General features: G+C 68.9%; 24 protein-coding genes and 8 pseudogenes. 20 read left to right on the forward strand and 12 right to left on the reverse strand.

The window, feature by feature from the left end:
- Nucleotides 1-64 precede the first annotated feature (64 nt).
- Entirely contained in the window at nt 65-322 is a 258-nt protein-coding gene (locus AB0G32_RS13650) for a hypothetical protein (RefSeq protein ID WP_361162381.1), read from the reverse strand.
- Between AB0G32_RS13650 and AB0G32_RS13655 the strand changes: the two genes are divergently transcribed.
- Together AB0G32_RS13655 and AB0G32_RS13660 are read left to right on the forward strand one after the other, a co-directional pair.
- The gene (locus AB0G32_RS13655) at nt 239-640 is read left to right on the forward strand and encodes a hypothetical protein (protein WP_361162369.1); all 402 of its coding nucleotides are present in this window, start codon (nt 239-241) and stop codon (nt 638-640) included. The two genes, AB0G32_RS13650 and AB0G32_RS13655, sit on opposite strands and share 84 nt — an antisense overlap.
- A gap of 80 nt (nt 641-720) precedes the next feature.
- Nucleotides 721-1,323: a hypothetical protein gene (locus tag AB0G32_RS13660; protein ID WP_361162299.1), complete on the forward strand. Its 603-nt coding sequence runs from the start codon at nt 721-723 to the stop codon at nt 1,321-1,323.
- 8 nt (nt 1,324-1,331) lie between these two features.
- On the opposite strand, the gene AB0G32_RS13665 is transcribed toward AB0G32_RS13660, so the two are convergent.
- Nucleotides 1,332-1,694: a hypothetical protein gene (locus AB0G32_RS13665; RefSeq protein WP_361162301.1), complete on the reverse strand. Its 363-nt coding sequence runs from the start codon at nt 1,692-1,694 to the stop codon at nt 1,332-1,334.
- A gap of 88 nt (nt 1,695-1,782) precedes the next feature.
- Nucleotides 1,783-2,205 (reverse strand): annotated as a pseudogene (locus AB0G32_RS13670) (class I SAM-dependent methyltransferase); the annotation flags it as partial.
- Nucleotides 2,206-2,273: 68 nt separating this feature from the next.
- On the opposite strand from AB0G32_RS13670, the pseudogene AB0G32_RS13675 reads away from it, so the two are divergent.
- Both AB0G32_RS13675 and AB0G32_RS13680 read left to right on the forward strand, forming a co-directional pair.
- A pseudogene (locus tag AB0G32_RS13675) lies at nt 2,274-3,119 on the forward strand (IS5 family transposase).
- Nucleotides 3,106-3,603: a DUF4265 domain-containing protein gene (locus AB0G32_RS13680; protein WP_361162303.1), complete on the forward strand. Its 498-nt coding sequence runs from the start codon at nt 3,106-3,108 to the stop codon at nt 3,601-3,603. The pseudogene AB0G32_RS13675 and the gene AB0G32_RS13680 overlap by 14 nt, the downstream one beginning before the upstream one ends.
- 29 nt (nt 3,604-3,632) lie before the next feature.
- On the opposite strand, the pseudogene AB0G32_RS13685 reads toward AB0G32_RS13680, so the two are convergent.
- Both AB0G32_RS13685 and AB0G32_RS13690 read right to left on the reverse strand, forming a co-directional pair.
- Nucleotides 3,633-3,998: pseudogene (locus AB0G32_RS13685) on the reverse strand (methyltransferase domain-containing protein); the annotation flags it as partial.
- Between the two features lie 144 nt (nt 3,999-4,142).
- The gene (locus tag AB0G32_RS13690; protein ID WP_361162305.1) at nt 4,143-4,469 is read right to left on the reverse strand and encodes a helix-turn-helix domain-containing protein; all 327 of its coding nucleotides are present in this window, start codon (nt 4,467-4,469) and stop codon (nt 4,143-4,145) included.
- An 85-nt stretch (nt 4,470-4,554) separates the two neighbouring features.
- Here AB0G32_RS13690 and AB0G32_RS13695 point away from each other — a divergent pair, with 85 nt between their 5' ends.
- From AB0G32_RS13695 to istB, 5 genes and pseudogenes are all read left to right on the forward strand, one after another.
- Entirely contained in the window at nt 4,555-5,808 is a 1,254-nt protein-coding gene (locus tag AB0G32_RS13695; RefSeq protein WP_361162307.1) for an MFS transporter, read from the forward strand.
- A gap of 386 nt (nt 5,809-6,194) precedes the next feature.
- Nucleotides 6,195-6,442, forward strand: a pseudogene (locus AB0G32_RS13700) (hypothetical protein).
- 50 nt (nt 6,443-6,492) lie between these two features.
- Nucleotides 6,493-6,711 (forward strand): annotated as a pseudogene (locus AB0G32_RS13705) (hypothetical protein); the annotation flags it as partial.
- 347 nt (nt 6,712-7,058) lie between these two features.
- A pseudogene (gene istA / locus AB0G32_RS13710) lies at nt 7,059-8,646 on the forward strand (IS21 family transposase).
- The gene (istB, locus tag AB0G32_RS13715; RefSeq protein ID WP_361162309.1) at nt 8,643-9,434 is read left to right on the forward strand and encodes an IS21-like element helper ATPase IstB; all 792 of its coding nucleotides are present in this window, start codon (nt 8,643-8,645) and stop codon (nt 9,432-9,434) included. The pseudogene istA and the gene istB overlap by 4 nt, the downstream one beginning before the upstream one ends.
- A 15-nt stretch (nt 9,435-9,449) precedes the next feature.
- On the opposite strand, the gene AB0G32_RS13720 is transcribed toward istB, so the two are convergent.
- A complete protein-coding gene (locus AB0G32_RS13720; protein WP_361162311.1) occupies nt 9,450-9,923 on the reverse strand; it encodes a hypothetical protein in 474 nt (157 codons plus the stop codon).
- 183 nt (nt 9,924-10,106) lie between these two features.
- Between AB0G32_RS13720 and AB0G32_RS13725 the strand changes: the two are divergent.
- The 3 genes and pseudogenes from AB0G32_RS13725 to AB0G32_RS13735 form a co-directional block, all read left to right on the forward strand.
- Nucleotides 10,107-10,298 (forward strand): annotated as a pseudogene (locus AB0G32_RS13725) (hypothetical protein); the annotation flags it as partial.
- Complete coding sequence (locus AB0G32_RS13730) at nt 10,295-10,495, forward strand: hypothetical protein (protein WP_361162312.1); 201 nt, start codon at nt 10,295-10,297, stop codon at nt 10,493-10,495. The pseudogene AB0G32_RS13725 and the gene AB0G32_RS13730, both read left to right, overlap by 4 nt.
- A 126-nt stretch (nt 10,496-10,621) precedes the next feature.
- Entirely contained in the window at nt 10,622-11,410 is a 789-nt protein-coding gene (locus tag AB0G32_RS13735; RefSeq protein WP_361162314.1) for a GGDEF domain-containing protein, read from the forward strand.
- Nucleotides 11,411-11,508: 98 nt separating this feature from the next.
- On the opposite strand, the gene AB0G32_RS13740 is transcribed toward AB0G32_RS13735, so the two are convergent.
- Together AB0G32_RS13740 and AB0G32_RS13745 are read right to left on the reverse strand one after the other, a co-directional pair.
- Entirely contained in the window at nt 11,509-12,558 is a 1,050-nt protein-coding gene (locus AB0G32_RS13740) for a zinc-binding dehydrogenase (protein WP_361162371.1), read from the reverse strand.
- A gap of 88 nt (nt 12,559-12,646) precedes the next feature.
- Nucleotides 12,647-13,006, reverse strand: a complete 360-nt coding sequence (locus AB0G32_RS13745) for a hypothetical protein (protein ID WP_361162316.1) — start codon at nt 13,004-13,006, stop codon at nt 12,647-12,649.
- 386 nt (nt 13,007-13,392) lie between these two features.
- Here AB0G32_RS13745 and AB0G32_RS13750 point away from each other — a divergent pair, with 386 nt between their 5' ends.
- Together AB0G32_RS13750 and AB0G32_RS13755 are read left to right on the forward strand one after the other, a co-directional pair.
- A complete protein-coding gene (locus AB0G32_RS13750; RefSeq protein WP_361162318.1) occupies nt 13,393-13,704 on the forward strand; it encodes a sensor domain-containing protein in 312 nt (103 codons plus the stop codon).
- Nucleotides 13,705-13,881: 177 nt separating this feature from the next.
- The gene (locus AB0G32_RS13755; protein ID WP_361162320.1) at nt 13,882-14,133 is read left to right on the forward strand and encodes an alpha/beta hydrolase fold domain-containing protein; all 252 of its coding nucleotides are present in this window, start codon (nt 13,882-13,884) and stop codon (nt 14,131-14,133) included.
- 66 nt (nt 14,134-14,199) lie between these two features.
- Here AB0G32_RS13755 and AB0G32_RS13760 read toward each other — a convergent pair whose 3' ends face one another.
- Together AB0G32_RS13760 and AB0G32_RS13765 are read right to left on the reverse strand one after the other, a co-directional pair.
- Nucleotides 14,200-14,340, reverse strand: a complete 141-nt coding sequence (locus AB0G32_RS13760; RefSeq protein WP_361162322.1) for a hypothetical protein — start codon at nt 14,338-14,340, stop codon at nt 14,200-14,202.
- 505 nt (nt 14,341-14,845) lie between these two features.
- Nucleotides 14,846-15,010, reverse strand: a complete 165-nt coding sequence (locus AB0G32_RS13765; RefSeq protein ID WP_361162324.1) for a hypothetical protein — start codon at nt 15,008-15,010, stop codon at nt 14,846-14,848.
- Nucleotides 15,011-15,457: 447 nt separating this feature from the next.
- Here AB0G32_RS13765 and AB0G32_RS13770 point away from each other — a divergent pair, with 447 nt between their 5' ends.
- Both AB0G32_RS13770 and AB0G32_RS13775 read left to right on the forward strand, forming a co-directional pair.
- The gene (locus AB0G32_RS13770) at nt 15,458-17,662 is read left to right on the forward strand and encodes a helix-turn-helix transcriptional regulator (RefSeq protein ID WP_361162326.1); all 2,205 of its coding nucleotides are present in this window, start codon (nt 15,458-15,460) and stop codon (nt 17,660-17,662) included.
- A 3-nt stretch (nt 17,663-17,665) separates the two neighbouring features.
- Nucleotides 17,666-18,223 (forward strand): XRE family transcriptional regulator, encoded by a 558-nt coding sequence (locus tag AB0G32_RS13775; protein WP_361162328.1) that lies wholly within the window; start codon nt 17,666-17,668, stop codon nt 18,221-18,223.
- Nucleotides 18,224-18,522: 299 nt separating this feature from the next.
- Here AB0G32_RS13775 and AB0G32_RS13780 read toward each other — a convergent pair whose 3' ends face one another.
- Complete coding sequence (locus tag AB0G32_RS13780) at nt 18,523-18,672, reverse strand: hypothetical protein (protein WP_361162330.1); 150 nt, start codon at nt 18,670-18,672, stop codon at nt 18,523-18,525.
- Between the two features lie 15 nt (nt 18,673-18,687).
- On the opposite strand from AB0G32_RS13780, the gene AB0G32_RS13785 reads away from it, so the two are divergent.
- The 4 genes and pseudogenes from AB0G32_RS13785 (at nt 18,688) to AB0G32_RS13800 (ending at nt 20,999) form a co-directional block, all read left to right on the forward strand.
- Nucleotides 18,688-18,933 (forward strand): hypothetical protein, encoded by a 246-nt coding sequence (locus tag AB0G32_RS13785; protein ID WP_361162332.1) that lies wholly within the window; start codon nt 18,688-18,690, stop codon nt 18,931-18,933.
- A 761-nt stretch (nt 18,934-19,694) separates the two neighbouring features.
- Nucleotides 19,695-20,143 (forward strand): annotated as a pseudogene (locus AB0G32_RS13790) (IS5 family transposase); the annotation flags it as partial.
- Between the two features lie 43 nt (nt 20,144-20,186).
- Complete coding sequence (locus AB0G32_RS13795) at nt 20,187-20,621, forward strand: NADPH-dependent FMN reductase (RefSeq protein ID WP_361162373.1); 435 nt, start codon at nt 20,187-20,189, stop codon at nt 20,619-20,621.
- A gap of 81 nt (nt 20,622-20,702) precedes the next feature.
- Nucleotides 20,703-20,999, forward strand: coding sequence for a helix-turn-helix domain-containing protein (locus tag AB0G32_RS13800; RefSeq protein ID WP_361162375.1), 297 nt, complete (start codon nt 20,703-20,705; stop codon nt 20,997-20,999).
- 307 nt (nt 21,000-21,306) lie between these two features.
- Here the strand turns inward: AB0G32_RS13800 and AB0G32_RS13805 are convergent, their stop codons facing one another.
- Entirely contained in the window at nt 21,307-22,173 is an 867-nt protein-coding gene (locus AB0G32_RS13805) for a mycofactocin-coupled SDR family oxidoreductase (protein WP_361162333.1), read from the reverse strand.
- Nucleotides 22,174-22,243 lie beyond the last annotated feature (70 nt).

A 22,243-nucleotide genomic window follows, 5' to 3' on the forward strand; every position in this document is an offset into this window, starting at 1 on the left:
ACGAAGCGGCCGTGCGCCTGCAAGTTCCCGCGCCCTGGCACGTTCACTCGACCGAGTGGTGCCATCACCGGCACCGGGCGCCGCCCTTCGGCACCCCTCGCTGCTGTCGATGGCCGCTCACCCGCCGGAACTTGTGCTGCGGCGGGTGATGGACCTGCCCGACCCGGCAGCGACGCAGCCCCGCGCCGTCGGCGTGGACGACTTCGCGCTCCGACGCGGCCACGTCTACGGAACGGCCGTGATCGACGCAGAGACCCACCAGGTCCTCGACCTGCTGCCCGAGCGAGATGCCGCCACCCTCGCCCCGTGGCTCGCGGCTCATCCTGAAACCGAGGTCATCTGCCGCGGCCGGGCCGGCGCCTACGCCGGGGCAGCGACACCGCCGCACCGCAGGCCCTGCGGGTCGCCGACCGGTTCCATCTCTGGCAAAACATCGCCTCCGCGGCCGAGAAGACCGGCGCCGACCACCGCTCCTGCCTGCGCGACCTACCGCCGCCCAGCCCAAAACCCGAGCCCGCATGGGAGATGCCCGCCGAGGCGGACGGCCAGGAGGCCGAAACGGATGACCCGACCGGCAAGTTCGCTGAACGGGCCCGCGCCCACCACGCTCTCGTCCGCGATCTCCGCGCCCAGGTCATGAGTCTGCGGGGCGTTGCCCACCATCTGGGCTGGGGACGGCACACCGTGCAGAGGTAGGCACGCGCCGCCCGCTGGCAGGACATGGTCAAGGGCCGCAAGCGGCAACTCCCCAGCAAACTCGACCAGTTCAAGCCCTACCTGGCCGACCGTTGGGCCGAGACCGACGGGCACGTGACCATTCTCGGTCTCCACCGGGAGATCACCGCGCGTGGCTTCCGCGGCCACTACTCCACGGTCCGCGACTGGATCCGCCGCGACCTGCCGCAGCAGGAGGGCGTCCCCGCCCCACCCACCACTGTCGATACGACAGGTGACCGGCTGGCTCACCCGGCATCCCACGACCCTGACCGAAGAGGAGAAGCTGCACCGCGAGGCCGTACTCGACCGCTGCCCGAAGCCGGCCTCCGCCGCAGAGCTGACCAGCTCGTTCGCGGAGATGCTCACACCCCTCAGCGGCGACCGTCTGCCCGAGTGGATCACCGAGGCCACGACGCCAACCTGCCCGGCATCAGCAGCTTCGCCGCCGGCCTGAACAGCGATCTTGACGCGGTGACCGCGGGACTGACCACCGACTGGAACTCCGGCCCGGTCGAAGGTGCGGTCAACCGGATCAAGATGCGCAAGAGGCGGTTGTTCGGCCGTGCCGGCTTCGGTCTGCTGCGTAAACGAGTCCCGCTCTCATGAGGCTGCGGTCAGACCGCGTCCCTGACCAGTCCGAAGCCGTCCGGGAACTCCTCCAGGAACGCTCGCCGCGACGGATCAGGCTCCTCGCGGGCCATGGTGGTGAGTAGGCCGAGGAACTCCTCCTGCTGCTCACGCGACAACTTGCTCACGACGTGCGCGACGCCCTCCAGGATCTTGACGTCGTCGTCTGGATCCAGTTGCTCGTCTTCACAACCTTCGACGAACCAGAGGACATCAACCAGAGCCTCGGCCAGAGCTCGCGTCAAGGAGGCGTACGCACCAGGCATCGAGACGATCTCCCAGCAAGTCGGCGAACAGAGTCCCGCCATCTCAACACATGCCACTGACGTCACGGTCAGCAACCGGCTCACGGAACTTGTGTCAGACCCGAGAAGTGAAACCGGTCGACAGGTGAGTTCTGACTCCAGTGACGGGATCGGTGGTGGGAGTACCCAGGTGCTACTCGGCCTGCAGGACGAAGAACAGGAAGCACAGGAAGCGCGGCTTGGCCGCGATGGCTTCGGGGAACAGCTCGCGGGCGGCTGGATCAGGCTCCGGCTCGCTGATGACCGTGATCCGGAAACCGGCCCCGGTGAATGCCTCGATCATCGCGTGCAGCGGCCTGTGCCAGATACTGATCAGCGCGGTCTGGCCGCCCATGGTCCACTCTTCGGTCCAGTTGGTGGTGTCGAAGTAGTCGTACTCGGCCTCGCGGCCGGCCTGGCGGTGCATGAGGTTGATGGCAAAGGGATGGTCGACGGACGCGATCAGCCGGCCGCCGGGCTTGAGCACACGGCGCAGCTCAGCCAGCGCCGGCCCCCAGTCCTCCAGGTAGTGCAGCACCAGGGAGGCGATGACATCGTCGAACGTGTCATCGGAGTAAGAACTCCTAACGAAATGATCTCCAAGGTAGTTGGATCGCTCCGGGACCGTTGATCCGGGGGTGCGGGGTGGCTCGGCCGAAGCCGTGGGATGTCGATGACGAACTGTGGGCGGTGATCGAACCGTTGCTTCCCAAGGTCGAGCGGCGGACGCGGCATCCCGGGCGCAAGCGGCATCCTGACCGGCTGGTGTTCGAGGGCATCCTGTTCGTGCTGCACACCGGGATCGCGTGGGACCTCCCACAGGAACTCGGCTTCGGCTCAGGAATGACCTGCTGGCGCCGCCTGGCCGAGTGGACCGGGGCCGGCGTGTGGCCCCGGGTGCACCAGGAACTCCTGGCAATGCTGCGCAACGCCAACGCCCTGGACTTCTCCCGGGCAGCAGTCGACGGCTCCCACATCCGGGCGCTAAAAGGGGGCCCAAGACGGGACGAAGCCCTGCTGACCGGGGCAGAACCGGCAGCAAGCACCACCTGATCACCGACGCCACCGGCATCCCGCTCGCCGCCACCCTGACCGGCGGTAACCGCAACGACGTCACCCAGCTCATCCCGCTCCTCGTAGCCGTCCCACCGGTGCGGGGCAAGCGCGGCCGGCCACGGCGCCGTCCGGACATCGTGCTCGGTGACCGCGGCTACGACCACGACAAGTACCGCCGCCTCGTCTGGTCCCTCGGCGTGAAGCCGGTAATCGCCCGACGCGGCACCGAGCACGGGCTCCGGACTCGGCACCCAGCGCTGGGTCGTGGAGCGAGCCTTTGCACACCTGCACTGGTACCGCCGTCTGCGGATCCGTTGGGAGATCCGCGACGACATCCACGAAGCCTTCCTGACCCTTGGATGCGCACTGATCTGCTGGCGCCGCCTCAGTGCGCCCCGCCGTACGCCCGTCGAGGCCGCTGTTGCAGGATCTTGAGGTCGGGACGAGTTCCGGGAGGCACGCCATCACCATCATCACGCACGAGAACCCGATCGGCCGGGGCCCGTCCAACTACATGATCCACGCCGATCTGTCCGAGCGGGAGGCTGGCTGGCGCGAGCAGTTGTGGACCCGACAGCTCGCCGATGGCAAGTTCGAAATCGCCTGCTTGCCCTTCTTCACCTATGGGATCTGCTACCGCGACGTGGTGACCATCGACAGCGACCACCTGGTGTCCGCCGTGGTGCACAAAGCCGGCCACCGCACCCTTCGTGTCGCCCTCGTCGCCGAACACCAAGACCGGCACCAACTGCACGAGATCCTGCACGGCAAGGTCACCGAAGCCGGCCTGCCCCATGAGTGGCTTCAGGGCACCTACCTTGCCGTGGACCTCGCCCCAGGCGCCGACCCGGCCACTCTCGTCGCAGTGTTGGAATCCCTCGCCCAAGCGGGAACCATCCACTGGGAGATCGACTCCTGAGCTCCGAACTCATTCCGAGAGGAGTTCTAAGGAAGCGGGCCGCCCAGGTCCGCCACCTGCAGGTCCGCGCTGTCGCCGAGCCGCCGCCGGGCCAGCTCCAGCATCCCGGCACTCGCGTCGAAGCCCCTCACGATGGCGCCACGCTCGCGCAGCGCCGCGGACAGTGGCCCGGAGCCGCAGCCGGCGTCGAGGATGCGCCGGCCGGCCACATCTCCGGCGAGGGCCAGCATCGCGGGCCGCTCGTAGTAGGCGTTGATGAGGTTGGTTTCGTTTTCGGCCGTGTACGCCTGGGCGAAGGTGTTGTAGTCGTTGGCCTTCGGTGGATCCACAGTCACCACGGACGGCGAGGCGAGCCCGGTGGAGCTCGCGTGCTCGTGGTGCTCGTTGGAGATCATGGTGCGGGAGACGTGTGCTGCATCAGTTCGGTTCCTGACTGCTCCTGATCGTCCTCACAGCCTCGGAGATCCAACGAGCCGTTCGTTTAAGCGTCACGACCACCGTTATGTCATGTCGGCCTCAGGAACAGGCACTCAAGACCGTCAGCCCTCTCGTGCCATGGCTGCCATCAACGCGTCCAGCAGGCCCGGTGCCGCTTCTTGGAGGGCGGTGCGGCGGAGGCGGTGTCCGCGGGAAGGGCCGACCATGACCGGGTGCAGGACGCCTGCCTCGACCAGAACCTTGAAGTGGTGGGTCGCGGTGGATTTGGTCAGGCCCTCGTAGAGGTCCGAGCAGGGGGCTTCGGCAGCTGGATGTGTCGCCAGGCGGCGGACCATTTCCAGGCGTACGGGGTCCGCGAGCGCGCGCAGCAGTTTCTGGACGGAGGCGACGGGCGGCAACTGGCCGGGCGGGGTCTCCCAGGACGGCATCAGGCAACTCCACAAGTTTGACGTGCGTCGTACTTCTCCCTAGCATCCTCGAAGTACGATTCACATCATACTTGCAGGAGTCCTCGTGAAGGCACTCTCCCCGGGCCGCCGTCCCCAGTCATGGAGCTACGCGGCCCTCCTCGCCCTGCTCATGCTGGGGCAGGCGACCTCCGCCATCCCCTCGCCGCTCTACTCCCTGTACGCCGAGAAATGGGACTACCCGCCCTTTCTGACCACCGTCATCTTCGCCGCGTACGGGGCCGTGGCGGTCGTCGCGATCCTCGTCTCCGGGGCCCTGTCCGACCGGTACGGCCGTCGGCCCGTACTCATCGTCGCCGTCCTGCTGCTGCTTGCCGGGCTGGCCGTCTTCATCTTCGCCGCAGGGCCCGGCCATCTCGTCGTGGCGCGGATGCTCAACGGCCTGGGAATCGGCGCGGTTGTTGTGGTGGGCGGAGCCGCCCTGCTGGACGTGAGCCCGGAGCGGGCGGCGCGGAGCGGGACACTCACCGCCATCGCGTTCAACGTCGGCATCGCTGTTGCCGCGCTCGGCACCGCAGGCCTCGCCCAGACCGGCTTCCGCCCCCTGCTCCTGCCCTATCTCGCCGACGCGCTCATCGCCCTCGTCCTGCTCGTCCTCCTCCTGGTGATGCGTGAACCGCACCCCTCGGCCGGTGCCGCGCCCCTCGGAATCCCGCGTCCGCAGGTGCCCAGGGAGATCCGCGGGCGCTTCGTCTTCGCCGTGATCGGCGCCGGTGCCGCCTGGGCCGTACTCGGGGTCTGCTTCTCCCTGGAGCCATCGATCGCCGCCCACGCCGCGCACGTCGACGGACCGTTCTTCGGCGGCGTCGTCATCGCGGCAGTGACGCTCTCCGCCGCGTTCGCCCAGGTAGCCAGCGCCCGCTACCCGGCCCGCACGGTCGCGCTGGTCGGTGACACGGCGCTCGCCGTGCTCATGCTGGCCGGAGTGGGCGGCTTCGCGACCGGCAACGCCGCCGTCATCATCGTCACCGTCGCACTCCAGGGCGGCGCCTACGGACTCGCCTTCGGCGGCTCCCTGCGCCACCTGACCGCCCACATCCCCGCCGACCGGCGCGGAGCCGTCATGTCGATGTTCTACCTGCTCGCGTACGGTGCGCTCATCACGCCCACGCTCCTTGTGGGTATCGGCGCGACCGTCTGGGGCGACACCGCGATCTTCCCCGTCTTCTCCGTACTCGCGGCCCTTCTCTGCCTCTCCGCCGTGACCGTCGAGCGCGTACTGGGACGTCGAGGAAGCCACCTCACGGCGACGGCGCGGGCGACGGCGGCAAAGGCGTCCCCGATGAGCGAGGTCGACTGACGGACGATCCCATAGCTGCCCGGTACGCGTCCGCCGGGTAGCAGTGACCCGCACCCAGGAGGCGAAAGGTATAGCCCCCTGGCGGGAGTGCCCCCCGGACCGATGTCACATCAGGTGCACGGGCATCGAGAGGACCGACCGGCGCAACAGCCGGCGGCGGATCTCCGTGGGCGTCGTAGCTGGTGAGGCTGCGGCCGCCATGGTGCGATGTGCCGGGTTGGTGTCAGTGGGTGGGTAGCGGTGACGGTTTGTCAGGCTGGGATGTTGTCGCTGGTGGGGCACTGAGCGGGGGTGTGGTCACTGTCGTGGGGCGGCGCTTGCGGCGGTCACGGCAGTCATGGGCCGGTACACCTCCGCTCCACTGTCTTGAGAGCGGCACTTCAGAGCTGCGCGGCCGGGTCTACGGCACCGACCACGACCACCCGGGCCCGCTCCCGCACCGCGACTACGCCGAACTGGTCGGCGGCCCGCTCGATGGCTGCTGTTCGACATCACCGGCTGGACAGCCGACGAGATCCAGACCGGCGTTGCCCTGATGACCCAGCTCGGGCAGTTCGGCGCTGGCGGCCGCGCTCTGCACGACCCGCGCCCCGGTGAGCGAAGCCGCTGGGACTGGTCCGGCGACACACCCTGACGCCCCGGGCCGACTCGCCCAGCCGATCGGCCCGGGGCCCGCTGGGAGGCGTGACCAGCGCGCCGATCGTCGTGCACCGGCCCTCCCATTCCGGCGGCCGGAGAGTCACCGTGCACAGCAGCGGCCGGGACGAGATCCTCGGCACCGCCTACAGCGACCACGACCTGGTCGTGTTCCTCGAGGGCGCCGGCGGCACCGAACCCGAGGCCATCTGGGACGACCCGCAATGGGTGGAGTGGTGCGGCGGCCAGGCCCACGAGTTCCACGCCGACCGCCGGTCAGCCGATCAGCTTGTGCGGCACGGGAAGACTGGCTACCGCGGCCACCAGGCCCGCCGCGACGGCCGCGGGCACGGACTTGTCGTGGAGGAACACGAGGCCGCCCATGACGAGGCCGATGAGGATGGCTATGTAGGTGAGCAGGGGAGGCGTTTGTCGTTCAGTGCGGAAGGCGGCTTCGTATCGCGAAGGGTGATGTCGCCCAGTTTTGAAGGCACTTGAAGCCTTGCAGTGGGACGATCGGTGTGCTTCTCCCGCTGGGGGCCCTTGTGCACATACCGGCGAGCAAGGTCGAGCTGTACGCGGCGATCCGCCGCGACCACCGTGCCGGCCTGTCGATGCGCGCTTTGGGAGCGCAAGTACGGGGCGACCTGGCGGACGATCCGCAAGGCCCTGGACTCGAACTGGCCTGAGCCCCGGAAGAAGCAGGCACCACGTCCGACCCGGCTGGACCCATATAAGCCGGTGATCGACGGGATGCTGGAGGCGGACCTCGACGCGCCGCCGAAGCAGAAGCACACCGTGAAGAGGATCTTCGACCGGCTGCTGGACGAGCACGCGGCAACCGGGATCTCCTACCGGATGGTCCGCGCCTACGTCGCGGTGCGGCGCAAGGAGATCCGGTGGGAGGCCGGCCGCGGGCCGGAGGAGATGTTCGTCCCGCAGTCCCACATGCCGGGGGACGAAGCGGAGGTCGACTTCGGCGATGTCCACATCGTGCTGGCGGGGGTGCCCACCCGCTGCTACCTGTTCTCGCTGCGGCTGTCGTACTCCGGCAAGGCGGTGCACCGGGTGTCGGCTTCCTGCGGCCAGGAGGCGTTCTTCGAAGGCCATGTCCACGCGCTGTCCGTGCTGGGCGGGGTGCCCCGCGGCAAGGTGCGCTACGACAACCTGAAGGCGGCGGTCGCCCAGGTCCTGGGGTTCTCCCGGCAGCGCACAGAACCGGAGCGGTGGATTGCTTTCCGTTCGCACTGGGGGATCGAGAGTTTCTACTGCCGTCCGGGCATCGAGGGCGCCCACGAGAAGGGCGGGGTGGAGGGCCAGATCGGCTACTTCCGCCGCAACCACTTCGTGCCGGTCCCCGAAGTCGCGACCCTCGCCGAGCTGACCGAGATGGTCGACCGGTGGGACCTTGAGGACGAGGGCCGGCGCATCCGCTCACGTCCCAGAACGATCGGCGAATACTTCGCCGTCGAACAGCCGCAGTTGAAACCACTGCCCGTCGAACCGTTCGAGACGGGCCGCTGGTTCACCCCACGGGTCGACCGCTACGGACAGATCACGGTCCGCGCCAACCGGTACTCGGTGCCGGTCCGGCTGATCGGCAAGACTCTCCGAGTGCTGCTGCACGCCTCCGAGCTGGTGGTCTTCGACGACGGCCGGGAAGTGGCCCGGCACGAAAGGCTGAGCACGCAGGGCGGCTCGCGCCTGGTCCTCGATCACTACCTGGAGGCCGTGGTCCGCAAGCCGGGCGCCTTCCCCGGGTCAACAGCTCTGGAACAGGCTCGTTCGGCTGGCCGGTTCACGCCGGTCCACGACGACTGGTGGGACGCGGCCCGCGCGGCCCACGGCGACAAGGAAGGCACCAAGGCCCTGATCCAGGTGCTGCTGCTGGCCCGGCACATGAGCCACGAGCATGTGGTCGCCGGGCTCGCGGTCGCGCTGCGGGCCGGGGCACTGACAGCGGACGCCGTCGCGCTGGAGGCCCGCAAGATCGCCGATGGCGACATGCCGGACCAGCCCGTGCCCTCCCCACCGCCAGAGCCCGGAGAGATCAGGTCGGCACGGGCCACCGTCACCTTTCTCGCCGACTGGCGGCTGTCCCACCTGCCGCCCGACACCCGGCCGCTGCCGTCGGTTGCCGCCTATGACCAGCTGCTGCGACGGCGCGGCGGGAGTGCTCCGAGCAAGGGAGAAGCGACATGAACGCCAAACGCAACCGCGGGCTGACGGAGGAAGCCGCGACCACCGCCATCGACCAGGCATGCCGGATGCTCCGGCTTCCCACCATCCGCGGCCAGTTCCCCGACCTCGCCGAGGCGGCGTCCCACGAGCAGATGTCCTACCGGGGCTTCTTGGCGGAACTGCTGCTGGCCGAGTGCGACGACCGGGCCTGTCGACGCTCGGAGCGGCGCATCAAGGCCGCCGGGTTCCCGCGAGAGAAGTCACTGCGGGCCTTCGACTACGACGCGAATCCCAACATCGACGCCGCGACCATCAACACCCTCGCCACCTGTGAATGGGTCCGCAAGGGCCACCCGCTCTGCCTGATCGGAGACTCGGGCACGGGCAAGTCCTATCTGCTCATTGCGCTGGGGACCGAGGCCGCGATGAAGGGATACCGGGTCAAGTACGTCCTGGCGACCAAGCTGGTCAACGAGCTGGTCGAGGCCGCCGACGAGAAGCAGCTGGCCAAGACCATCGCCCGCTACGGGCGCGTCGATCTTTTATGCATTGATGAACTCGGCTACATGGAACTCGATCGCCGGGGCGCCGAACTCCTCTTCCAGGTTCTGACGGAGCGTGAGGAAAAGAATTCTGTGGCGATCGCTTCGAACGAGTCGTTCGGCGGGTGGACGAAGACGTTCACCGATCCCAGGCTCTGCGCGGCCATCGTCGACCGCATCACCTTCGGCGGCAACATCATCGAGACCGGCACCGACTCCTACCGCCTCGCCCAAACCAAAGCCCAGGCCGAACGATCCATCGGATGATCACGTCCACTCGAACTACCGGAGTGGTCCGCGCTCATCGATGAACACGGTGGGTGCAGACAAGAACACATCGGCATTCACTGGGCCGTATGCGATGTTGAACGTGTCCAACCAGTACGTCCAGCCCCGGATACCCAGTGCACTGCTGAAACGGTAGTTGAGCTGCCAGCGGACCCATTGGCCGGGAACGAGCCGGACAGCCGGTGGCCGCCGCTTCCGAGGCGGCAGGGCAAACAGCGGCTGCACTCGCGGAAATATCCGCAGTCGGTCATCTGCTTCACGGAGCTGGACATCGACCTTGCTCAGGACTTCCCGGCTGTCATACGGCTCGAAGCCGTCGCGCTCATGCATCCGGATCACATGCGCGAGGGCAACCGCCTCATGCGGGAGAGCGAAGCCGACCGGGGCCGCGTTCCGTCGAGCCGCAGCATCCCCGCCCCGCGATTCCTTCGTCCAGGTCGTCCGGATCCACTGGACGGTGATCTCCACAGCCGTTGCCCCTACCGCCTTGTCGAGGAGTCCACTCTACGGCCCTGCCCCTCCACGCCAGCACGAGCACTCGCACGCGTGAGCGACTTCAGTTCTCACCGCTATTGATCTTCTCCAACAGCGATGTGCGACTCCCGAAGACGGCGATAAACGCCTCCTGGAGAAGGTGACACAGCCAACACCGCGACGTCCGAGGCCGACTACCTCAAGGCCATCGGAGTTCACGCTGATGCCCACGCCGTGTGGGACCGCATCAACCCGATCGAGCGCGACGGGATCACCTCGATCCTGCGCACCATCCTGTCCGCGCCGGAACTCGCCGCGGAGCTCCTGGTCCTCGCCGACCGGCAGCCGGCCGGAGGCGAGAGCCGGTGAGCCGCGCAGCCGACGGGCCGCACCCGCACCCGCTCACCCCGGCCAACCTCCTCGACGGTGACGACTGGTTCCACGGCTGCCCGGACTGCCACCTGCCCATCCAGGGCGGGGGCGCCGGCCTCGCCGCGCACCGCCGCACCGTCCACACCCACGCCGGTGACCCCCGGCGGCCCATCACGATCCATCTGGACCTCTGAGCCAGCTGGACCACCCGCAGCGACTTCGCGCTGTAGCTCCGCCCCGGGACAGCCGCTCTGCTTGGCGGCTTCGTCGGCTGCCCCGGGCCCATCCATCCCGTACGAGACGAGACGGAGAACCCAAGTATGTCGTCCCTCCTGCGCGTTCAGGGCCGGATCGGCCAGCGCACCCTCTTACTGACGACCGCCGCCGTGCCGTTGACCGGCTGGGCCGTCCACGCGGTCACGCTGCACAGGCAGCTCGCCGCCACCCGCCGCGACCCGCTGACCGGCCTGCTGCGCCGCGACGCCTACACCGCCCGCGCCCGCCGGATCCTCGCCCGACACGGCGACGACACCGTGCTGGTCATGGTCGACGCCGACCACTTCAAGCAGATCAACGACACGATGGGCCACCCGGCCGGGGACGCCGTCCTCGCGGCTTTCGGGGCCTGGATCAGCGCGTGGGCGGGCCCGCGCGCCGCCGCCGGCCGCCTCGGAGGCGATGAGTTCGCCGTGGTCCTGGAGCTGCCCGTCGCCCGCCACGCGCAGCGCCTGGAGCAGCTGGTGAGGATGCTGCACGCCCCGGTCACCCTGGACGACGGCCGCACCGTCAACGTCGCCGCCTCGGTCTGCGCCGCGAACCCGGCCTCGATCGGCTCCCGGGACCTGACCGCGTTGCAGAGGGCCGCCGACGCCGCTCTTTACGACGGCAAGCACTCCGGTCGCGCGGCTTTCGCGACGGCGCAGCACGTCACCGTGCCATCCCATCCATCAACGGCCGTCGGGCGGGCAGGCTGGGCACGGCCGTGTGGGGGCGGGCCGCAGGAGCACCGCGACGCTCCCCGAAGGCGACTGGATCCGCGGCATCAGCATCAGGCAGCATCTGCGGCCTTGCCCGCCAGTGCGACAGCACCAGCGCCTCGACGCTCGTGAGCATGATCGTCGCCTGGCTGTCACCCACGTACACCGCTGAGGCCCGGCCGCGGCCTCGTCGCTCGTGCAGCACCGTGTTCCGCGGTCGTCGGTTTCGCTCAGGCGTCGTCGCCGAAGGTGACGACGACCTTCTCCGCCGCCCCAGGGGTCATCGTGAGCCGGAAGGCACGGTTGGCCTCGGAGAACGGCACACAGTCGCTGATCAGCCTGGCGAACAGTGCGTGATGCTGGACGAGTTCGGGTGTCACCTCGAAGATCTCCGTGGGGTAGCCCTGGGAGGCGATGAGAGTCAGTTCGCTGCGGAGCATCCCGCCCAGATCGATCTCCGCACCCTTCTTCTGCACCGCCACCATCACCAGCCTGGCGTGCCACTTGGCGTTGTCGACCACGGTGTTGAACACTGCCGCGGCCCCAGCCGCGTCGAAGTAGACGTCCGTCCCCGGCCTCGGCTGCCCGAGCGCGTTGGCACTCTCTCCGTGCAGCTCGGTCAGCCGCGCGGTCATGTCCTCCTCGGCAGAGTTGATGACCGCGTCCGCCCCCACGGCGAGCGCCTTCTCCAGCCTGGAGGAGATGACGTCGACGACCACCACATGTGCCACTCCGCGCAGCTTCAGCCAGATCGCCGCACCCAGACCGATCGGCCCCGCGCCGAAGACGACCACCTTGTCCGCGGGCTTCGCCCCGGAACGGTTGACGGCATGGCGGGCCACGGCCATCGGTTCGTTGAGTGACGCCACCTCGAACGGCACCGAGTCGGGGAAGGTGGCGACGCTCCTTCCGATCTCCACGTTCTCCATGATCAGGTACTCGCTCATGCCGCCGTACCTGCTACCGCAGCCGATGACACCGTTGGTCTCGTCCTGCGGGTTGACCACGACCCGATCACCTACCCGCAGACCGGCGACCTCGGCACCGACCTCGACGATCTCACCCGCCACCTCGTGGCCCAGCGGGATGGAGGTCAGCTCGCCTCCCAGGTGGGCGTGGGCCGGCATGCCGCCCATGTGCAGGAAGGTCACATCGGTGCCGCAGATGCCGCAGGCGCGGACGCGTACCAGTGCGTCGCGGGGACCGGTGACCGGCCGGGCGGTGTCCACCACCTCGATGGCGTTGTCGCCACCGGTGCGAACAGACTTCATCGTGCTCATCGTGCTCATCGGGTTTCCGCTTTTCTCGTTGTTCGAAATTGGCTGGGGGAGGTAGGTGTGAGGCCCGGAGGGCGGCTCGGGACCCGGTTCAGGACACCGTCGGGTTCCGCCTGCGCGCGGCGATCAGACCGGAACCGGCGCCCACGGATACCAGGCCCATCATCACGGCGGCCATCAGCCCCTGGGTGCCGTCGACCATCAGGTAGCAGTAGGCCGCCACGGCCCCGTTGAACAGGAACAGGAACCACAGGACCGGACGGGTGGCGAGGAACGCCTTGATCCTGGGCCGCCGTGCGATGCGCGAGCCCGCCAGCAGCGCGAGAACGATGCCCGCGTAGGTGGCGATGTCTTTCCGCGTGCCGTCGAGGACGGCCCCGGAGCCCGCGCTGGCGACGAGCCCCGCGAGGAAAACGAGCCAGAGCAGGACGGTCGAAAGCGGGTTCTTCACGGCGGATTCCCTGGGGACGAGGTGATTGGCTGACGCGATCAACGATCCCGTGCGGGAAAGCTCGCTGCGAGGGAGCGCACTCCCGAACCCGTGGTGTAGCGCGCTACACCATCCGTCCGTACCGAGTCGAGCCGCGATACCGCGCGACCCGGCCCCGGACCGGTGCGTGTTCGGCGGTCGGGCCCCGAGAGACCTCGTACGACGACGGACGAGCCTGGGATGCCGGGCCGCCCGGTGCGGGGACCAGGGCCTCCACACCCTTTCCACGCGCGTCAGGATCGACAGGCCGCCGGCCCTCAGCGACGCCGAAAGGTGTACCTGGCCACACCCACGCAGTGGTGCGCGCTCATCCTCGGATGTGATCCTTTTGGCATAGCGTTGACGTCATGTGGAGAACCACGCGGCAGGCCTCACGTGCCACCACTCACCTCGCGCTGACCGCGGCCATGGCCTTTGGCCTGTACCTTTTCGTCACGGTGTTGATCATCGCGGGCGTCGGCACTCTGGCTGTCGTCGGTGCCTGGATGCTGCCGGAGACGGTCCTGCTGATCCGCCGGATCGCCGGGGTGAGGCGGCGGCAGGTGGCCTCGTGGACGGGCCGCGAGATCCCTGAAGCCTATGCGCCGTTGACCGGGACGCTCCGCCGGCGTCTGCGGACCGTGACCAGGGATCCGAATACCTACACCGATCTCCGCTGACTCGGTGTTCAGTACCTCTACAGCCCTCTTGTACTGCTGGCGGTCCCGCCCTGCACCTGCGGTGCCTAGTCTCACCGCTCCTGGACTGCCGCCTGGACACCGCCTCCATGCAGGCTCTCACCGACACTCCGGGTTGGACCCGCTCGGCCGCCGAGCGGGCCTGGGACCACTACCTCGGTGGCCCGCCGCATCCGGGGCGGCGACGGAGCCAGCGCCTACGCGGCACCCGGCCGCGCCACGAGCCTGGCCGGGCTGCCCCCGACCTACCTCGCGGTCGCGCAGTTCGATCCGCTGCGTGGCGAGAACCTGGCCTACGGCCGACGCCTCCTGGACCACGGCGTCCCCGGTCGGCATCGTCGGTGGACCACCACCCGTTGGAATGCTTGCGCAAGCAACTCGTCGTCACGGAAACCGGCCCAAGGTCTTTGACGACGTCATGGCCCAACACGCTCATCCCCCGAGAAAGGGGGCGCACCTGGTGATGGGTGTCCTGCCCTAGCATTGCAGGTACATGACGGCCTTGCGGTCGGCCGGATCGGTGACCTGCCCGAAGTAGTCGCCGAAGACGGCCAGGGCGTGGTCGACCAGCCGGACCGGGCGCCCCGCGCTCAGCAGTCTCCCCAGGTTGGCGGCCATCGCTGGAACTGCTTCCTTGTTCTTTATGAGCCAGGTCGCCCACCAGGGAGTGCGCTCGTCCGGGGAGTTGAGGCGGAGGAGTGCTTCGTCGCGGGACCGGAGAACCGCGTCAGGGTCGTGCCGTCATCCTGTGGCGTAGATGCGGCGGTCGGCGATGACCGAGGCCGCTGCGGTCGGAAGGTCCGGTGTACGGGCGGCGATGTCGAGGAGCGCGGCGGCGTCGTTGTGGTGGCCCAGTCATGTGGCCTGATAGGCGGTGGAGGCGACGAGGTTGGGGTCGCCTGGCGGATGGTCGGTGAGGTGCCGCTCTCACGGGCCAGGCGCATGCCGGTGCGGTAGATGCGCTGTGCCTGCGGGTGCTGGCCGGCGTCGAAGCACATCCAGCCGACCTGCTCGCTTACCTCGATGTAAGCGGTGTGGAGCCGGTCAGCGCGAATCCGTTCGGCTTCGTCCCGCTTACGGGGCGTTGATCAGGTCGTCCGTGTCCTGAATGCGGCAGGGCGCGTCATCGTCGAAGTCCCGTGCCCCGGGAACAGCGGGCGAACGCTTCGGTCAGGCTGAAGCGGTAGCCGTCCTCTTCCCTCAGCACGACGGTGACGCCGAACGGGTCGGGGTGGTCCAGTTCGATCGGGATGAAGGAGAAGTTCACCGCGGCCTGGATCGGCGGCACCAGCTCGCCGCCGGACTGCGGGGCGGGGGCCGGCCTCCAGTCCGGGGCGCCGACGCCCAGCCCTCGGGACTGCGGGCCAGGAGCCGCTCGCTGTAGGGGAACTGGAACTGGCGCAGGACGTGCCCGTCCCGGGTGGCGATCACCAAGTTGAGGCACGGTGCCGGGCCGACGATCGGAAGGAGCGCTCTGCCGTCCGGTGATCCGATCACCGCACACTGCCACGGGGGCCGAGGCCGTGTCAGCGGGGTGATCAGCGCCAGCCAGCGTCCCCCGGCGAGTGGGATGTTCTTGGCGCACAGGCAGCACCTGATGCGGAACGCGACGAACACGGTGGAGCTGTCAATCACCCTGCGGGCGTCTTGCACTCTCACCCATCGCGCGATTGATGCGCGATTGAGTGCGCGAATCAGTGTGCGATCTGTCATGATGTCTATGGAGGTGACCTCTGTGTCCACTGAGAGCGAGCTGTTCAGCGCCGTCGATGCGCTGCTGGAGCAAGTCGCGCAGGACGACCTGCCGGCCCCCGCGGAGCGCAAGCGTTTGCGGGAGGCGGCGGGCCTGAGCCAAGCGCAGATCGCCAAGGCGCTGGACGCCCGCCGGGAGGCCGTGGGGAACTGGGAGACCGGCAAGACCGAGCCGCGGCTGCCGAAGCGCGCCGCGTACGCCCGGCTGCTGGAGGGCCTCGCCGCCCGCTTCCCCACCCCGGCCGCCGACGCGCCCGACGCTGCGGTGCCGGTGGCCCCGGAGTCGTTCACCGGCCCCTCGCCCGCTCCCGCCCCGGCGGCCGAAGCCCCAGCGGCACCGCCCCCGGCTGCTGCCGTACGACCGACGCCCGCCGCGAAGCCTGCTGCGACGTCGCGGCGCCCGGGTGTGAAGAAGACGGTGGCGAAGAAGACCACGGCGTCGGCGGCCGCCGACGACCCACGCTTCGAGAACGGGCCGCTCGCGGTCATCGACTGCGAGGACGGGCAGGTCTCCGCGTACTGCGTCGGCGGCCTGGTCCTGGACGTGCCCGCCAAGACGATCCCGGCGCTGGTCGACTGGACGCTGACCGAGGCCCGCCTCGGGCAGGCCCGGCTGCACCGCAACGGCCGCGACGCCGACCCGATCCTCGCCCTCACCGCATCCGCGCTGGAGCGCTTCGGCCTGCCGGTCGCCCTGTCGGAGGAGGAGCGGCATGCGGGCCGACTCCCGTCCGGCCACAAGGTGGTCAAGCAGATCGAGCGCGCGGGCCTCCAAATGACCCAGCGGGGCTTCGGCCCGTGGGCCCGGCTCTACCGCGACCCCGAAGGCTCCCGACGGCGCTGCGTCCAGCTGTGCATCCTGCCCTGGAACGCCCTGGACACCAGGGAGTGGGGCCGCAAGGACGACCCGGAGCTGCTGCTGACGATGCACCCGGCCGACCTCGTGCAGTACCTCGGCCTGTACGCGGCCCGGGTGATGACGCCGCGCGGCTCCACCGCGACGACCGGCCTGGAGCTCATGACCGCGCTGCGCCCGGCGACCCGCGCGGAGAAGAACCCGGCGACCGGCGAGTTCGAGCGGGCGTACAACGAGGACGCGCTCACCCAGCTTCACCCGGTGGTGCCGTGCGAGGTCCCCGACGAACATCCGATCCTCAAGGGCCAGTTCGCCCGGCACCACATGCGTACCCCGGCAGAGATGCTGATGGAGGAGCCGTACGACTGGTGCCGGCCGCTGACCGATGAGGAGTGCGCCAACCCGTACCTGGTCGTCGTGGACCTCAACATGTCGTTCGCCGCCGCCGCCAACGGTCTCACGGTCGGGTTGAACGGGCCGACCCACCTGGAGAACAATCCGGCGTTCGACCCGGCGCTGCCCGGCTCCTGGCTGGTCGACCTCAGCCATGTGGATCTGTCCCGCGTACGGGTCAACGGCCGTACCGTCTACGGCGACCGGCTCCCCTCTCCGTTCACGCCGACCGGAGAGCGCCCGACCGGCCCGGCCTGGTACGCCACGCCCACCGTCGCCTACGCGGTGGAACTTGGCTTCGACGTCGCGCCGATCGAGGCGTACGTGCGTACCCAGACCGGCCGCTACCTCGACTCCTGGTACAAGCGGCTGCGCGACGCCTACGTGGAGACGATGGCCGACATGGGCGTCACCACCGACCTCCAGGGCCCGGATTTCCTCGAGGCGATGGCGCGGCGCAAGCAGGTCGACCCGACGATGGCGCTGCTGGAGACCGCGATCAAGGCGACGGCGAAGGGCGCGATCGGCAAGCTGCGCCAGCGCTCCCGGGGGCAGGTGCCGTACTACGAGCCGTACCCGGCGCTGGACCGTTGGACTTGGCGCCCGGACATCCGGGCCGCCGTGCTCGCCAACCAGCGCACCGGCCTGCACCGCAAGCTGATGAAGACGGCGGCCGCCGCCGACCTGTACCCGGTCGCGATCGGCACCGACGCCATCGTCTACCCCTCGCCGGGCCCGTCCCCGCTGGACGTCTTGCCGTACACGCCCGACGGCAAGCCGGCGCCGGGCACGTTCCGGCTCGGGGTCTCGCCGGGGATGGTCAAGCACCAGGGCACCCAGACCGTCCTGTGGGCAGAGCGGCAGTTCGAGGAGCGCGGCGGCGTCTTCAACATCTCCAACCTCATCAAGACCGACCAGAGCGCCGGAGAAGGGGAGTAGGCCGTGGTGGACTCGCTCGCGGACAGCCTGGACCGCGCGCTGGAAGGGGCGTTCACCCGCCGCATCCCGCAAAGCGCCCAGGCGCAGATGAAGTACCTGGTCAAGCAGCTCAAGGGCACCAAGGCAGCCGCCCAGGCGCTCGGAATCTCCCAGCGCACCGTGGAGCGGTACGTCAAGGGGCAGCTCAAGCGGCCCCGCCAGGACCTGCGCGGCCGCATAGAGCGCGAGGTGAAGAAGAGGTGGCAGCCGCAGATCCGCGCAAAGGCAAGGAAGAAGGCGGCGACCACGGACGGCCTGGTCGTCTCCACTCGCGCCCGCTTCGGATTCGAAGCCGCCGCAGGCACCACCGATGACGCCCGGATCCGCGACATCACCCAGGCGCTGCCGCCTGCTTTCGCGGACCAGCTGTTCACCGCGCGGGAGCAGGGCGCCACCGAGCAGCAGCTCCAGCAGATCGCGGCCGACGGCCTCGCCCAGATGTACTTCCGCGCCAACAACAGCCGCGCGCACGGGCTGAGCGTGGAGTTCACCGACGTGGAGCGGCTCGACATCGAGCTGTGATCACCCGCCCACGGTAGGGGCCCCGAACCGCGCGCCGGTTCGGGGCCCCTCCCACACGCCGCCGGTCAGCCGGCGACGGCCTTCTCTTCGGCGAGCTTCTTCTTGGCCTGCTGGTAATCGGCGTAGTCACGGCGTTCAACGCCTCGATCCGGGCGAGGGTCCCCACATGTCGTCCTTCTTCATCGCGGCGTCGGTGAACTTCAACAGCAGCTCCAGTGTTCGGACACGCTCTCCCCTTCTCCTCGCAGAACGGGCAGCATGCCCGTCGTACGGCGGGCCGGGCAATCAGGCGGCCGGGCCTACAGGGGGTCCGGGTCCGCGTCGCCGGACGCGGCCGCCGTACGACAGGAGCGCCGGATGACGTCGGGCAGCTGGCGGCTGACGGCGGCCGGGATGAAGAACAGGCCCGTCGTGCCGAGTCCGGCCACGGCGGCGCTCAGCAGACCCACCGACACCGAGACGGCATGACCGTCATCTCCGGCGCACAGGACCTGCGGGCCAAGGAGTCGGACCGGATCGCCTCCACCGCGGCGATGCTGCGGGCCTTCGGCGTGCGGGTGACCGAGACCGAGGACGGCATGGTCCTCGAGGGCATTTCCCGGCTGCGCGCGGTCCGCGTCGACAGCCACGGCGACCACCGGATCGCGATGACGGCCGCTGTCGCCGGGGCGTGCGCGGCCGAGGGAACGACCGTCGTCGAGGGCTGGTAGCTGGTGGCGACCAGCTACCCGGGCTTCGCCGGCGACCTGGTGCGCCTGACCGGGACGGCCGCCGCTCCCGCAGCGTAGCCCTCCCGCCCGGCGCCAGGGTCCAGCCCCTTCCCGTACGAGGAGCATGACCTGCTCAACGGCAGAGCCAGATCGTCGATGCAGGGGTCGTGCGACTCCCGTTCCGGTCCGCCACGGCTGCTTCCAGCTAGCAAGGAATTTGGCTGCCGTTGTCAGGCAGGTATGTGTCCCATATCCAACCGATGTAGGGATCCGAGATATGGGTCCACGTATTCCCGTAGATGTTCACTGTGTAACAGTCGTACGTGACTACCGTTTTCGCCGGGATATCGAAACCGGGGCAGGCGCCGTACGGTCCGTAGGAATGAAGCGGGGTCTTCTGTGTCAGTTCTACGTCCTTTCCGTCAGCACCAGGGGTGATGCTCTCGGCCTCGCAGTAAGCAGCGCTGCGGGCGGGGGGACTGGCTTGGGCCGGCACCGCGAGAAACGGGGGAAGACAGACAGATGACGGCCAGAACACTAGCGACGTATTTCACGACAAGTCCTCTCGTGGTGTGTTTTTGCGTGAGGCCCGCTCGTCCAATCAGCCAGGGAGTCGGAACGGTGTTCGCCTCACGCGCGGACGCGGCAGCACGTCCTCTCCCTGACAGCCAAGATCCGAGTTCGCCGACTTACTGATCGTTTCAGAATGAGTTGGAGCTGCGGATCTTGCGTTTGTCGATCTTGATCGGCAGGGTGTCCGGGTGCGTGCTGATCTTGTTCCTGACGATTTGTGGGAGCGGGTGGCCCCGCTGCTGCCGCCCGCACCCGAACGGCGCCGTCGGAATCCCGGGCGACTTCGCGTTCCGGACCGGGCGGCTCTCGCCGGCATCTTGTACGTCCTTCGGACCGGCGTCGCCTGGCGCGACGTCCCGGCCGAGACCGTGGGCTGCTCCGGAGTCACGGCCTGGCGCCGCCTCCGGGAGTGGACCAAGGCCGGCGTCTGGCCACGTCTGCACGCCGCCCTGCTGGCCGAGCTTCGCCGTGCCGGTCTGCTGGACCTGGAGGACTGCTCCGTGGACGGGTCGCATGTCCGGGCTCTCAAAGGGGGGATCACGTCGGCCCCTCGCCCGTCGACCGGGCTCGCCCTGGCTCCAAGCACCACCTGATCGTCGACCGTCACGGAACCCCGCTCGCGGTCACACTCACCGGGGAGCGAGCTGCGCTACGAGCTGCTCGACCTGGCCGAGGTCGACCTGCCCTTCCTCGACGAGCCGTTCATAGCGGCGCTCGGCGACTACCAGCACGAGCACACCAGGGCCTGGAGCCGGACCGCGCAGTCCTACGGCGGATTCCTGTTCGTGTTCCCGCAGTACAACTGGGGCTACCCGGCGGTGCTGAAGAACGCGCTGGACTACCTGTACCGGGAGTGGCGCGACAAGCCGGCCAGTTTCATCACCTACGGCACCCGGGGCGGGACCAAGGCCGCCGAACAGTTCACAGAGGTCCTGCACGGCCTGCGCATGCGGGTCCTGGACCACGTGGAGGCCGTCATCACCGGCGACGACATCGACGGACACTGGCAGCTGAAGGACCTCGACGCCACCTTCGGTTCCGTCGTGCCCACGCTCGCCGCCATCGACTCCCAGATGTCCCAAGCGCTGCACGACACCCCAACGACACCCCGCTGATCACATCCACGCCTCACCATGAGCCGCCCCGTTTCGAATGGAGACTCGTAAGCCTTACACCTGCGAAACAGCGTCAGGAGACTGCGGTCGTCACGAGGGCTCTCCCAGGGCCAACTGGGCACGGCCCTCGGGGTCCCCCGGCAGACGATCAACGCCATCGAATCCGAGCGGTACACACCTTCCCTCGACAAGCGGTGTCAGAACTCAACCGATAAAGCCAGCTGCGGTTTTTCAAGGACCTCGGCTGCCGTCTGCGCCAGCGCCGCGACGAGCGGCGGCAGATACGTAGCGCTGTACGGGCGCCCGGGGGCTCAGGCGGGCGCCGGAGCCCCCGGGCGCGGCGCCGCGAGCGGAGAGAACCGGAGTCACCCACGCTGACCGGTTCGGCCTCGTCGGCCAGGTCGGCCAGGATGTCGCTGATGCCCTCGATCAGCGGTGAGAAGTCCTGGTCGCCCAGCCCCGCACGCACTCCACGACACGAGCGGCCCATTCCACCTGCGGGTACGGCCCAGGCTGACGTCGAACCGATTGTTCGGAGCGAGCTCCCGGAAGATGAAGCGCAGGAAGCCAGCGCTCATCAGGGCGTCCGGTGCGGTGTACTGCCGGTGCGCCTGCGCCGCCGCCCGGACCAGGCCCTGGGCATTGGCCGGGTCATACGTCTTCATCGCGCCGGTTCCACTCGACGTCAGTCCGGGGCTCCTGACGTGCTGCGCGAGAGCACCGCGCCCGCGTCGACCTTCATCTGGAGACCGGTGACGTACCGGGATTCGTCGGAGGCGAGGAAGAGCACCGCGTTGCTGATGTCTTCCGGTTCCACGTACGGGACGGGGATGCTCTGTGTGCTCCGGAACGCTTCTTCGGCGTCTTCGCGGCCGGGGTTGTCCAGGTCGGGCCGGAAGAGCCGGTACATCGGCTTGTTCTGGAGCATGTCGGTGTCGCAGTTCGTCGGATGCACGGCGTTGACGCGGATGTAACGGGGCCCCAGTTGACGAGCGAGGTCGTGCACGAAGCGAGTGACCGCGCGCTTGGAGTGCGAGTAGCCGAATCCGCCGGGGCCGTTCTCGGGACTGTCGACGCTTCCCTGCATCAAACCCGCGCTTGATCCAGTGCAGATGACCGACGCGCCGGCACCGAGGTGGGGATAGGCGGCCTCGACGGTGTTGATGACACCGACGAGGTTCACTCCCACCGCGTCCAAGAAGCCCTCGGGCGGCACGTCACTGCCCAGCGGCGCTATGCCGGCGTTCGCCACCACGATGTCGAGACGGCCTAGTTCGGCGATCCCGTCGTGCACGGCGGCGGCGAGTTGCGAGCGCTCACGGACGTCGGCCTTGCGGGTGACGACCCGACGGCCGAGCTTCTCCACCAGCCGCGCAGTCTCGGCCAGGTCGGCCTCGACGGCCAGCGGGTAGTGGGCGGTGGCGATGTTCTCGCACAGGTCGATGGCGATGATGTCAGCGCCCTCCTGGGCCAGCCGCACCGCGTGGCTGCGCCCCTGGCCGCGCGCGGCTCCGGTGATGAACGCGACTTTCCCCTTGACTCGTCCTGCCATGGCAGTACCCCTCTGCTCGGCGTCCGGCTGCCGTCGCGGGTGGAGGCACCGGTACCGCTCGGCGGTGAAC

Origin of the sequence: Streptomyces sp. NPDC023723 (assembly GCF_040639815.1) — a bacterium.
Taxonomy (GTDB): Bacteria; Actinomycetota; Actinomycetes; order Streptomycetales; family Streptomycetaceae; genus Streptomyces.